At 64.4% G+C, this 12,806-nt stretch carries 6 protein-coding genes; 4 read left to right on the top strand and 2 right to left on the bottom strand.

The genetic code is table 11. From position 1 onward, the window contains the following. The first annotated feature begins 50 nt into the window (after positions 1-50). From BSF38_RS29120 to BSF38_RS29110, 3 genes are all read left to right on the top strand, one after another. Positions 51-1,349, top strand: coding sequence for an ABC transporter ATP-binding protein (locus BSF38_RS29120; RefSeq protein ID WP_076351652.1), 1,299 nt, complete (start codon positions 51-53; stop codon positions 1,347-1,349). A 212-nt stretch (positions 1,350-1,561) separates the two neighbouring features. Then, positions 1,562-2,974: a D-glycero-beta-D-manno-heptose 1-phosphate adenylyltransferase gene (gene rfaE2 / locus BSF38_RS29115; RefSeq protein WP_076351650.1), complete on the top strand. Its 1,413-nt coding sequence runs from the start codon at positions 1,562-1,564 to the stop codon at positions 2,972-2,974. Between the two features lie 808 nt (positions 2,975-3,782). Next, a complete protein-coding gene (locus tag BSF38_RS29110) occupies positions 3,783-4,469 on the top strand; it encodes a sugar transferase (protein WP_083714041.1) in 687 nt (228 codons plus the stop codon). Between the two features lie 103 nt (positions 4,470-4,572). On the opposite strand, the gene BSF38_RS29105 is transcribed toward BSF38_RS29110, so the two are convergent. Then, on the bottom strand, positions 4,573-6,111 hold the full coding sequence (locus BSF38_RS29105) for an FHA domain-containing protein (protein WP_076351648.1): 1,539 nt from the start codon (positions 6,109-6,111) through the stop codon (positions 4,573-4,575). 371 nt (positions 6,112-6,482) lie between these two features. On the opposite strand from BSF38_RS29105, the gene rfbA reads away from it, so the two are divergent. After that, positions 6,483-7,388, top strand: coding sequence for a glucose-1-phosphate thymidylyltransferase RfbA (gene rfbA, locus BSF38_RS29100; protein WP_076351646.1), 906 nt, complete (start codon positions 6,483-6,485; stop codon positions 7,386-7,388). A gap of 70 nt (positions 7,389-7,458) precedes the next feature. On the opposite strand, the gene BSF38_RS29095 is transcribed toward rfbA, so the two are convergent. Beyond that, on the bottom strand, positions 7,459-11,847 hold the full coding sequence (locus BSF38_RS29095) for a tetratricopeptide repeat protein (protein ID WP_168189495.1): 4,389 nt from the start codon (positions 11,845-11,847) through the stop codon (positions 7,459-7,461). Between the last annotated feature and the right edge of the window lie 959 nt (positions 11,848-12,806).

The following is a 12,806-nucleotide window of genomic DNA, read 5'->3' as shown; positions in this document are numbered from 1 at the left end:
GCGGCCCTTTAAGCACCCACAACCTTTGGTTTAACGCGCGAATTCCCATCATGAGTCGACCGATCATCAGCATCAACGACGTGAGCAAGCGCTACATTCTCCGCCACAGCGTCGGCCGGGACGCCACCATCCGCGGCGAATCCGGCCTCTCGCTGCGCAACACGGTCGCCGACGCCCTGCACTCGGTCACCCGGTGCTTCCGTCCCAACGCAGTCAACCCGCGTCTCGAAAGGTCGGAGTTCTGGGCGCTGCGTGACGTCAGCTTCGATGTTGCGCGCGGGAAGGTCGTCGGGCTCATCGGCCGCAACGGCGCCGGCAAGTCGACCATGCTCAAGATCCTCAGCCGGATCGTCGATCCGTCCGCCGGGTCGATCCACCTTCGCGGTCGGGTCGCCTCGCTGCTGGAAGTCGGCACGGGCTTCCATCCCGAACTCAGCGGCCGAGAGAACATCTACCTCAACGGCGCGATCCTGGGTATGAAGCGGGTGGAGATCCGCCGCAAGTTCGACGAGATCGTCGCCTTCTCCGAGATCGAGAAGTTCCTCGACACTCCGGTGAAACGCTACTCGTCCGGGATGTTCGTCCGCCTGGCCTTCGCCGTGGCGGCCCACCTCGAACCGGAGATCTTGATCGTCGACGAAGTGCTCGCGGTCGGCGACTATGCGTTCCAGAAGAAATGCCTCGGGAAGATGCGCGACGTCGCCTCGGGCGACGGCCGGACCGTCCTGTTCGTCAGCCATAACATGGGGGCGCTCAGCCAGCTTTGCGACGACGGCGTCCTGCTCGAAGACGGCCAGGTCACGATGATCGGCCCCGTCGAAGCCGTGGTCAAGAAATACATGAAGACCGGCGTCGGCGAGAACGCCGCCTTCGCCGAGTTCGACGAGGACCCCGCGAGGGACTGCCAGTTCCTCGCGGTCGAGATCCTCCACGCCGACGGCGGCCACGCCTCGGATTTCAGTTGCGACGAGCCGATCCAGCTCCGTTTCCAGTACAAGGTTCGCAGACCCATCTCGGAAAGCTACCTGACGTTCTACCTTCAGAACCAGGAAGGCACCCGGGTCCTCTACTCCGACATCCGCGACCTCGATCCCGAAACCCCCGAACGGCTCGGCGTCGGCGTTCACACCTTCAACATCACCATTCCCGCGCGGCTCCTGGGCGCGACGACCTACTTGCTGACGGTCGGCAGTGCCGGGAAATACGCCGGGGTCATCGACCACCACTACGATTGCTGCGAATTCACGCTCCGCGATCTGGCCATCCAGGATCAGTCGCGTCCCGGCGTTCTCGGCATTCAACTTCCCTGGAAGCACGACGGCGCGACGTTCGCCGAAGTCGCAAACTGAAACCGGCGGCCGTCGGCCCGAGCCGCCGTCGCTCTTGATCGCCGACCCGCGATCTTGTACACAGAGTGCCTGGGCTCCGAGACGCAACGTCTGACGCTCTCGGAGCCGGGCCGCCCAGCGGATGGGCAGGCCGCCTCGCCGCCCGGATGCAAGTCCCAGGCGCCCCCGTCGCCGGGCTTTCGGCGGTTCGTCAAGCAGGAGGCTCGACCCGAATGTTCCAGAACCCCGTCTTGGTCGTCGGCGACGTGATGCTCGACCGCCATGTCCACGGCCAGGTCCGCCGGATCTCGCCCGAGGCGCCCGTCCCGGTGGTCAGCCTGCTCGGCGAAGTCCAGACGCCGGGAGGTGCCGGCAACGTCGCCGCCGGGCTCGCGGGCCTCGGCTGCCGCGTCACCCTGGCGGGGTTGATCGGGGCCGACGCGGAGGGGGCGCAGCTCCGGCAGGTCTTGGCGTCGAAGGGGGTCGAACGCCTCGCCCTCGTCGAGCATTCGGACCTCACGACTGTCACCAAAACCCGAATCCTCTCCGATACGCATCAGCAGCTCTTGCGGCTCGACCGCGACGGCGACCGCGGCCGATTCGCGGCCCTCGACCAGCTCTTGCTCGACCACGTCCTGCCGCTGATCGACGACCAGAGCGCTGTAGTGCTGGCCGACTACGAGAAGGGCGTGATCACCCCCCGGGTCGCCCGGGAGATCATCGGCCGCTGCCGGCACCGCGGCGTCCCCTGCGTCGTGGACCCCAAGAAGGCTGACTTCTCCGTCTACGCCAAGGCGACGGTCGTGACCCCCAACCTGATTGAAGCCGAACGGGCGATCGGCCGCGCCCTGCCGGACGACGAAGCCGTGGGAAGGGCCGCCGACCAGCTCCGCGACCGGCTCAGGACCGACGCCATGCTGATCACCCGAGGTCCCGAGGGCATGACGCTTTCCGCCGCCGGCGACGTCCACCACGTTCCCTCTCAAACCCGCGACGTGGCCGACGTCACCGGCGCCGGCGACACCGTCGTGGCCGTCCTGGCGGCCTGTCTCGGATCAGGAAGGCCGATCCTGGAATCGTGCCGGATCGCCAACGCGGCCGCCGGGATCGCCGTCAGCCACCCGGGAACGTACGTCGTCCAGGCCGCCGAGTTGGAGGCCGCCTGGAAAGGTCTGTCGCCGAAGATCCTGAATCGAAACGCCGCTCAGCGCCGGCTCGCCGAAGCCCGCCGTCGAGGCCGCAAGGTCGTCTTCACCAATGGCTGCTTCGACCTTCTGCACGCCGGCCACCTCGCCTGCCTGGAGGGCGCCAAGCGGCTCGGCGACCTCCTGGTCGTCGGCCTGAACTCCGACTCCTCGGTCCAGGGCCTTAAAGGCGACGCCCGGCCCGTCATCGGCCAGAGCAACCGCGCCAGCCTGCTGGCGGGCCTCGCCTGCGTCGATGTAGTCGTCGTCTTTGACGAGGAAACCCCCGTCTCGTTGATCGAGCTGTTCGAACCCGACGTCCTGGTTAAAGGAGGGGATTACACAGTCGACCAGATCGCGGGTGCCGACGTCGTGCTCCGCCGGGGCGGTCAGGTCGTCGCCCTCCCTCTGGTGCCAGGGCTCAGCACGACCGCCATCCTCGATCGAAAAGCCAGGACCTGAAACCGCCCCACCAGCACCGCGCCGGATCGAGGTTTCGACCTCAGGTGCCTTTCCCTTAGGCGGCCCACGCCTCAACCGTGAGCTGTCGACGACGAAATCCGCGCTGTTGTGAAAAAGAAACCGGGATCAGGAACAATGCCGTCCTCGACGTAGCGTCCCGTGGTATTTCGTCGTCGTATGCGCTGTCACAGAACCATCGCAGCCACGTAGGGGTCCCGCACGCCGTCGCTTGCGGCATGTGATTCCGGGGCACCACAAGATTAAATTTCCTTAATTCACTCGAGGATGACACCCCCAGCACGTCCATTGCGGACTTGAAAATCGGACGGCACGGCACATAACTTGCAATTTTCGTCGCTCCGAGTTGCTGTGCCCCGCTTCGTTCGCTCCCACCGTTCGCCAGGACCGAAGCACGAATCAATCGCCCTCTACTAATGACGTCCGAAGAAGGAATCACGGGAACGCACCCGGCAAGAAGGGTGCCTTCACCCGAAATTCTTGGTTGATTTTCTGAAACCACAAGAACTTTTAGGATTCAAACTCTACATTGATTCCAAAAATCGACGCCGCACGACACAATGGTTGACGATTTGAAGACCCCATGCTAAGCTGTGCCTGATTAACTCCCCCCTGTGCCTGTTCCAGACCTGTAGACGTTGTCGAAACAGTGATTCGTGGCCACCGCCGCAAGTGACGCGTAGCCTCCGAGAACATCAGCCAGGCATCCCACAACGGAGATTCCGCACCGATGAACTCCCTGTCTCCATTGTCGCCGACGTCTTTGCCCTCAGAGCCGTATGAGACGACGATGATCACTCAGGATGAGCTCCCGTTGCAGGCTTCACTCTCGCTTCGGCCAGCTTGGCTCACGGTCGAGGCGTTCCAGTTCGCCGTGAAGCGAACGATCGACGTCGCCGGAGCCTTGATCGGGCTTCTCTTCCTGGCGCCGGTGATGCTCGCCGTCGCCCTCTTGATCCACCTGAAAATGCCCGGCCCGATCTTTTTCCGCCAGCTCAGGCGGGGCCATCGGGGGCGGCTCTTCTGGGTGATCAAGTTCCGGACCATGGTCGTCGACGCCGAGCAGAAGCTCGACGCGCTGGAAACCGCCAACGAATCGCACGGCGGCGTCCTCTTCAAAATGGAAAACGACCCGCGGGTCACCCCCTTGGGGCGCTTCCTGCGACGCTCGAGCCTTGACGAACTGCCGCAGTTGATCAACATCCTCCGCGGTGAAATGAGCGTGGTCGGCCCGCGCCCCCTCCAGATTCGCGACAGCGAGCTGCTTCAATCCTTGAATCCCGAGGCCTACCGCCGTCGCTTGCAGGTCCTGCCCGGTCTGACCGGACCGTGGCAAGTCGGCGGGCGCAGCTCCGTCGACTACTCCCGGATGATCGAACTCGACCTGGATTACGTCGAGAACTGGTCGCTGGGTCGGGACCTCTGGATCATCCTGCGGACCTTCGTGGTGGTGATCGTCGGCCGGGGTGCCTGCTGAAGGCAAGCCGTCCGGGCCTCGCACTCCCCCTGTCCCACCCGCCTGGCTTTTGGACCGAACCGGTCCAGAAGCCTTTCGCTTTTCGAAGCCGAACGAGTCTCCCTCAGGAGGCGCCGGGGAGCAGTTTCAGAATCTTTTGCCAGCGGGTCTCGCGCTCGTTCTGAAGCGTGACGACCCGCTGGTTGAGCCAGAGCATGACGTCGCGCTCGTTGTCGACCCCTGACCCCTCCCCGGGCCGCTTCTTGGGAATGCTGGCGGGCGAGGTCATGGCCGACGTCGCAGCCGAGGGAGAGGCGTCCAAGGGCGAAGTCGCCGAAGCCAGCGAGGCGGCGGGTGACCGACCCGGACTTGGAGACGCGGTTGGAGCGGGCGCGCTCGACGCGGCGGCGGGCGTCCTCACCTCCTGGGGCTGGGCAACAAGCGGTTTCACCTTCGCCGTCAGGGCCGAGGGGACAGCGGCGGCGGCCGCCTCAGCCGCAGCCTCCGCCTGGGCTCGATCCCGCGTGTAGGCCGCCAGTTCGAGCTTGACCTCCTGGAACTCGCGGGTCACCTCCCGAAGCTGATCGAGCTCCTGGCGGATCAGGTCCATCTGCTCGCGCTGGAGCGAGCCGAACATCTCCACGAGCATCCCCATCGCGTTCTGGAACTGGTCGAGCATCTGCTGCTGCATCATCCCGAACTGGTTCATCAGGGGGACCAGCACCGCCGCTTCAACCTCCGCCTTCTCGCTTCCGGCCGGATAGAAGCCGGTGCCAGCCGTGGGCACCAACTCGGCTCGGGCGATCTGCGGCCCGAAGGAAAGCGGCGAGATCGCAGTCGAGGGCCTCCCCAGCGCAGGAAACTCCACGGCGTCGGCTGGCGCCGCATGGGCGGCCGAGGGCTCGCGGAGGGAAAGAACGTGGCTGGAAGGTCGGTGAGGAGAAGCCGTGATCGCGCCAGGGTGATCAGAGCGAGATTCGTCGTCGAAGAAGCGGCTCCGGACGCGAATCCGATACCGGCCGATCTTGAGCAGGTCGCCGTCGGCCAGGAGCGCGTAGCGCACCGAGGCATTGTTAACCGCGACGCCGTCGCTGCCGAGGAGATCGATGAGCCAGAGTCCCACCGACGTCCGCAGCAGGCTGCAATGGAAGGGCGAGACGCTGGGATCGGCGAGCCGGAACTTGCAGCCGCTGGCCGATCCGACCAGCGACATGACCCGATTCATCGGCCAGACGGCGGACCGGGAGGGGCCGTTGAGGAACTCGAGGGCCACCTCGGGCCAGGGCGACGGCCCGTACGATTTCGCCACCAGCGGAACCGCGTCGGGCAAGGGGTGGTGCGCGGCGTCGTGGTGGATCGGACGTCCGCCGACGAGGCGTCGAATCTCGTAGGGGCCGATCCGCATCGTCTCGTCGACGTCGAGCCAGCCGAACTTTCGAGGTCGTCCCGAGCCCAAGGTTCCGAGCCGGCTTTCCAGGTCGACCCAGAATACATGCCCTTCGACGACCTGAAGATAAACGTGACGACGGCTCACCAGTCGGTGGTCGAGCGGCACGTCGGCTCGCTGGTCGCGGCCGATCAGGGCGAAGGGCTGATGCAAAAGCCGCACGCCAGTCTCCTGCATCCCCTCCGCCTCGACGGCGAGTTGGAGAGGCTCGGGCATTCGACATGCGTCCAAGAACGACTTCATATGATCGACCTATCCGTAACGCCAGAACCAGGAACGATCCCAAGGGATCGAGGCGGCGACGCGGGCGTCCCGGCCGGTTCAAGCTCAGGCCAGGCCGTGCGAGCGGAACTCAACATGCATGCGCTCTGTGGTCGCTGAGAAACATGCGACGTCGCCTTTCCAGTGTACTGCCCTTGGCCGGACCCGGCAAAGCGAGGCGGATGTTTGAGTTCTTTCAAGCAACTCGGTAGTCTGGCCGAGAATTCCAAGCCGAGACCTGGACGCCCGCAGGCGGGTCCGGGAATCGCCGGCGGTTCCGGCCGAGGTGCGACGAGTCGAATTCTTTTGTTGAGGACCAACAAGGCATGTTTCGCAAAGGCATCATTCTCGCGGGAGGAGCCGGCACTCGACTCTACCCGATCACGCGAGCCGTCAGCAAACAGCTCTTGCCGATCTACGACAAACCGATGATTTACTACCCGCTCTCGACGCTGATGATGGCGGGGATTCGTGAGATCCTGCTCATCTCCACCCCCGAGGACATCGGCAACTTCGAGCGGGTGCTTGGCGACGGAACCCAGTTCGGCATCTCCATTCAATACGCCGTGCAGCCGACCCCCGGAGGCCTGGCGCAGGCCTTCTTGATCGGCCGCGAGTTCATAGCCGATGACAACGTGGCGCTCATCCTGGGAGACAACATCTTCCACGGGCAGGGCTTCCAGGCGATGCTCGACCGCGCCGGCGACCTCGAGACCGGGGCGACCGTCTTCGCTTATCCGGTCAAGGACCCCGAGCGTTACGGCGTCGTCGAGTTCGACGCCCAAGGCGAGGCCCTTTCGATCGAGGAGAAGCCGGCCCGTCCGAAGTCGCATTACGCGGTGACCGGACTCTATTTTTACGATAATCGAGTCGTCGACGTCGCCGCCCGCTTGAAGCCGTCGCCGCGGGGCGAGCTGGAAATCACGGATGTGAATCGGGTTTATCTGGAAGAGCGGCGGCTCCGCGTCGAGATCTTCAGCCGAGGTTTCGCCTGGCTCGACACCGGGACGATCGAATCGTTGATCCAAGCGGCCAACTACGTCGAGACCATTGAGGCCCGACAGGGTTTCAAGATCGCCTGCATCGAGGAAGTCGCCTTTCGGCAGGGCTTCATCGACGCCGGAGATCTGGACCGACTCGCCCAGAAGCTCCCGAACGACTACGGACGGTACCTCAAGGAGCTGGTGAAAGAGACGCCCCCCACTCCTGGCCGAGGTGCGGCCCGGAACTAGAACCCACCGTCGGCGACGGCCGGGAGTCGCAAAGACCGCTCCCGGCCGCCGGCGAGGATTCGAAGATCAATCAGTCCAGGGCGCTGACGACTTGCTCGTAGACGGTGAGTTCCAACGGGTGCAGGGTCCCCTTGGCGAGCCCCTTGGTGCGGGCCTTCGCCAGGTTCTCCTTGGCCGCCTGCTTGTTGCTCGCCTCGAGGTAAGCCTGGGCGAGGTGGAAATACTTGGTCGCCGACGGAGCGATGGCGACCGCGTTCTCCAGATCCTCGATGGCCCGCTTGCTCTCGCCGTGGGTCAGGTAAACGATGGCGCGGGTGTCGAGGAACTCGGGGATCGGGCCTCGCAGCGCGATCGCCTTGTTGATGAGATCGAGCGGCATCGCCCCCTTGTCGCCCTTGAGGGCCATGAGCCAGGCCAGGTTGTTGAGCGGGATGACGTCGCCGCTCCCCTGGGCGATCACCTGGCGGTAGAGCGCCTCGGCGTCGGGGTAACGCTTCTGACGCTCGCGGATGTTGCCCAAGGCGATGAGGAAGAGCGCCGACTTGGGGTTCTGCTTAATGCTGCGATCGATCCACTGGCTGACCCGTTCGATCTGGGCCGCGTCGGGCTCGGCCTTGGCCGGGAACAGGGCCTCGATGACGGTGGCCACGAGGGGTTCCGGGTTGGGGGTCGAGGTCCACAACGGTTCGCAGACGTCGAGCGCCTCCTTGATGCGCCCCTGCCTCCCCAGGAACGCGGCGTAGGCCAGCCGGTCCTGAAGCCGCGACGACGCGGTGGCGGTCAGTTTGAAGAGCCGCTGGGCCATGTCGATCTGGCCCAGATCCTCGGCCAGGGCGGCGGTCGCCAGCGCTAATGCGGGCGGCAATCCGGGGACGTCGGCGATCTCCTTGAGCGTCGCGACGGCCGCGTCTTCCTTGCCCTGGGCCTTGTCGAGGCGGGCCTGGAGCGACCGGACGGTGAACGCATCGGGACGGATCTTTTTGAGCTGGTCGATAAGGTCCTGGGCGTCCTGGGAGTCCTGGACCCCGCCGGGCTTGACGTGCGCGATCAGATCGGTCGCGTACTGCACGAGATAGGCGACCCGGCGGTTGAGCTTCTGAGGCGAGTCGGGCCTCGCCGATTCCTCCATCAGTTGCTTATATTCGGATCTAGCCTTGTCCCATTCGTCGTTGGCGTTGTAGAGCCTGGCCAGCAGGAACCGGTCTTCGTCGTTCGCCAGCCGTTCGGAGTTCAGCTTCTCCAGAACCTCGACGGCCTTCTTGCGGAAGGCGGGGATCTTCTGCGACTCGTACACCCGGGCCCGGACCCGAAGGTCCTCGGGCGCTTCGGAACGCTCCGAGTCGGCCTGTCCCGACGGGGCGAAAATCGCCAACGCCTTGAGCGCCTGCGGGTAATCGTTGCTGAGTTCGCTACGCGCCACGAAGCTCAGGGCCAGGGTGCGCCTCGCCCAATCGAGGTCGGCGGCCCTGAAGTCGGCCGGCCGCTTGAGGATGTCGGTCAACTGGTTCTCGACGTCGACCAGCTGGTTAGTCTGGAGCAGGAATTCGATGGTCGCTCGCTTCAGCGCGAAGTCGCCGGGCTTGGCGGCCTGGGCCTTCTGATACCAGCTTTTCGCCTCGGCGAACCATTTGGCCTTCTGGGGTTCGCGGGCGGCCGCCTGATAGCCCAGCCCGATCTGGACGGCGCACTGGGCCATGGTCGAGGCGGCCCGGTCGGGCGCGACCGCCTTCTCGACCTCCTTCGCGACCTTCTCCGCGGCGTCCATCTGGCTTCTCAGGACGAGGAACTGGACCAGGGCGATCCACCGGTTGGAATCGGTGCGATCCAGGGCTACCGCCTTGCGCAGCTCCGCCTCGGCCTCGTCGATGCGCTTCTCCTTGATCAGAAGCTGGGCGAGCAGAATGCGCTCGGAGAAGTCGTTGGGACGCGCCTCAACCCGCTGGCGGACGAGTTCCAGGGCGCTGTTTTGATTCACGTTGCCGAGCATGGCGCGTTCCAGGCCACTGAGATCGCCGCTGCTGCTGAGGCTGGGCACCTTGTTCCAGAGCTGGTTCACCTCCGCAGCGCGGCCCGACGCCATGAGCATCTCCGTGGCGAGACGGACGACGACGAGATTCTGCTGGCCCATGTCGATGGCCTGGCGATAGAGATCGGCCAGGCGGCTCTGTCGCCGCTTCTTGTCCTCGTCGTCGGTCGCGAGCTCCAGCTCCATTTCGTCGAGCTGGGCGTTCGCCAGGGGGATCACCGACCAGTCGGGACGACGGGACGTCAGCTCGGCCAGCATCGTCCGCGCCTCGGCCCGCAGCCGCGACTTCTCAGCCTGGTCTTTGCTGTTCTTCGCCTGCCAGATTTTATACTTGATATCGCCGTGCCGAGCGTTATTGCCGTCGGGGCCTTCGATCCGCCTGATGTCGGCCAGGGCCTGTTCGATGACCGCCTTGTCGTCCGTCTGGATCCCAAAGTTGAAAAGCCTCTGCCGCAACGCGAAGTCGTTGGGAGCCATAGCGGCCGCTTCCGTCCAGAGTCGGACGGCGGCGGCGGCGTTCCTCCCCGCCAGCACGCTGGCGACCGTATCCAGCAGGCGGACGCGGTGTTCCGCCGGTAGGGCGTTCAGATTTTCGGTCAAGGCGATGAGGCTCGAGTCCGCGTCGGGGCCGCCGCGGACCGCTACGACCTTCGCCCGCTCGATCCGCAGCTCGAAGCTGTCGCCCAGCTTGGCCTGCGCGTCGTCGAGGATCTTCAGCGCCGCCGGGTAGTTCCTCTGAAGCAACTGGATCTCGGCCAAGGCCGTCCAGACCACGACGGCGGCGGGGTTCTTGTCGACACGGCCGCGGGCCTCTTCCAATACCGCCTGGGCCTCCGACGTCTTGCCCTGGACTAGCAGCACCTGCGCCTTGGCGACCAGCGGCTGCGGCGCCGAGGGCGCGTCCTTCGCCGCCAGGGCGATCAAATTCTCGACCTCTTTCCAGTCGCGCTGCGCTTCGGGCAGCTTCTGCTTCTGCGCGGTCAACAGTTGGACCAGGGACAGGCGGACCTGGGGGGCCGCGTTGACGATCGCGCGGTATTCGCCGATCGCCTGGTCGACGTCCCCTTGCGCGACGAGGTCGTCGATCCAGCGCAACTTGGTCAGGAGGTTCTGCGGATTGTCGCGGAGCGAGCTGGCCAAGGCGGCGCGCTGCCGCTCGGGGTCGCCGAGACGCGCGTAGCACGTCGCGAGCAGGTCGCTGATCTTCGCCCTGTACACGGGGGAAGAGGAGAGATCCATCGGCTGAAGCTTCTCGGTCAGAATCTTCTTCGCATTCTGCCATTCATGTGCATTGACATAATAATACGCCGTGAAGTACGAGGCGTGGAAGCTCATACCGATCCGTTCCAGTTGCTCGACCTGCTCGCGCAGCTCGGTGGTGGCTCCGCGCTGCGCGAGGATCTCGGCGAGGCCGATCCGCAGGTCGACGCTGTCGGGGAGCAGCTCGATCCCTTGACGGAGCGTCTTCTCCGCGTCGTCCGGCTTGCCGGCGGAGAGTTCGATGTTCGCCAACGGCACGTAGAGCGAGACCGCCTTGGGGTCGGCGTCACGGCCCGCCTTGAGAATCCGCGTGGCCTCCGCCATGTCGGGCGGCGTGCGCTGCGAGGCGACGCCGGCGAGCGCGAGATAGATCTCGGCCTGCTTCGGCGCCAGCTTGAGGGCCGCTTGATAATCGGCCTCAACCTTCTTCATGTCTTCGGGAGACTTCTGGAACCTGTGGCGGTAGCGGCCGCGCTCGAAGTAGGCGCGATAGTTTTCGGGGTCCGACTTGACCATCTCCTCGATCGCCTGGTCGGCCTGGTCAGCCTGCTCGAGCGTCCCTCGAAGCAACGTCGCCATACGCTGATAGGCGTCGAATTTTTCGGGCGCGCCGTGGGCCAGGGCGCTTTTGTACGACGCCACGGCGGCGGCGTCGTCCTTGAGGGTCTCCTGGCATCGCCCCATCAGGTATTCGAGGGAGCCGTCGTCGGGCTTGGCGTTCAGGAGAACCGAAAGGTTGTTGCGGGCTTCGCGGGCGGCGGCTTCCACTCCCATGGTAGCTTGGGCCTCGGCCAGCAGGCGTCGCACATCCTGCCGCCCGGGCTCGCGGTTGAGGATCTCGGTGTAAATCCGCTGCACCTGGGCGAGGCGCGCCGGCGTTTTGGAGTTTTCGAGCAACACTTCGGCGTACTTCAGCTTGGCGTCGAGGTCCTCGGGAAACACCTGGACGTGCTGGAGATAAAGCTCCTCGGCGGTCTTCAGGTCGCCTTGCTTCACAGCCCGCTCAGCCTTGGAGAGATTCGATTGCCCCAGCCGGGCCACCTGGCGTTTCTGAATCACGACGACCGAGACGGTCGTCAAGACCAGGACCACGGCCACGATGGCCAGGCGTTTAACAGTCTTCGGCCCCATAACAAACCCCTTGTAGTACGCGGTGCGGACACCTCGATGCACGCTTCGCCTCGAACGCCACCCCGTCGGCCCTTACATGCAACCCATCGTTCTAGCCAGCAGTCACGACAAACATCAACGAGACGCGAGCGCTACGCTAAAGCTAACATAGTCCATACGAGCGGCGGTTCGAAATCAGGACGGGGTGATTTCTCCTTCAGTCGCACGGCGGATCGGTCGAAGGTCGCGTCACTGCGACCGCTCACGTGCACTCACGATTAACCGGACATACCTGACGGCTGGTAGTCGTTGGCAATGTGCGGTCCCCTCGCCCACCCGATTTTACCCGACCCTCCAGGTTCCTAACGATTAACCGGACATACTTCCAGGATGAGGCTCGGCCTTCGATTCCTTCTTCTGATCAACAGTACACATCGATTAACCGAGCATACGCGTCCCGCCCGGTCCGACGGCTGCCGCGAGTCGGTGAATCACGGCGAGCCGGACCCATCCGCCCATTCCGGAGGCGGGTCCGTCCGAAGCCGTCGAAGGTCCGGCGAAGAGCTTCCGAAACGGCCCGTCCAACCTGATCATCCGATCATACCGATTCATAGCGCATACTTGGCTGACTGACCGCGCCGGACCCGTTTCGGGGACGCCCGTGCGCTAACGATATCCGGAACGTAGTATTCATGAGTTCACGCCGATTAACGGGACATGAAACGGAGGCGTTTTAGCGATTAACGGGACATAGTTCACACGATAGACCAGACATACTTGGGGCGTGCACTCACGATTAACCGGACATACCACTAGCGATTAACGGGACATAGTTACGGTTTGTAAGTTCTTGGTTGGCAACCCCTTGCGATGCAGAGAATTTGTTCTAGACTCTTGCTAAGACTAAAAGACAACAACACCGGAAACCCGATTTGTTGTTGCCTCTCTCGATTTTCGGATCAGGAAGACGAACCCGGGACGGATCGCGCCGCCGCCGTTTGAGCCAAGCCGCAGGAGCCTCG

It is taken from the genome of Paludisphaera borealis (genome assembly GCF_001956985.1).
GTDB lineage: Bacteria > Planctomycetota > Planctomycetia > Isosphaerales > Isosphaeraceae > Paludisphaera > Paludisphaera borealis.
Note: the sequence above shows the minus strand (reverse complement) of the source record. Positions and strands in the feature narration are given on the sequence as shown.

What these genes read in the sequence shown, in the direction of transcription:
- BSF38_RS29110 (WP_083714041.1), top strand. Translation starts at nt 3,783, where the DNA reads ATGATCACTCAGGATGAGCTCCCGTTGCAGGCTTCACTCTCGCTTCGG.
- BSF38_RS29105 (WP_076351648.1), bottom strand. Translation starts at nt 6,111, where the DNA reads ATGCCCGAGCCTCTCCAACTCGCCGTCGAGGCGGAGGGGATGCAGGAG.
- BSF38_RS29120 (WP_076351652.1), top strand. Translation starts at nt 51, where the DNA reads ATGAGTCGACCGATCATCAGCATCAACGACGTGAGCAAGCGCTACATT.
- rfbA (WP_076351646.1), top strand. Translation starts at nt 6,483, where the DNA reads ATGTTTCGCAAAGGCATCATTCTCGCGGGAGGAGCCGGCACTCGACTC.
- rfaE2 (WP_076351650.1), top strand. Translation starts at nt 1,562, where the DNA reads ATGTTCCAGAACCCCGTCTTGGTCGTCGGCGACGTGATGCTCGACCGC.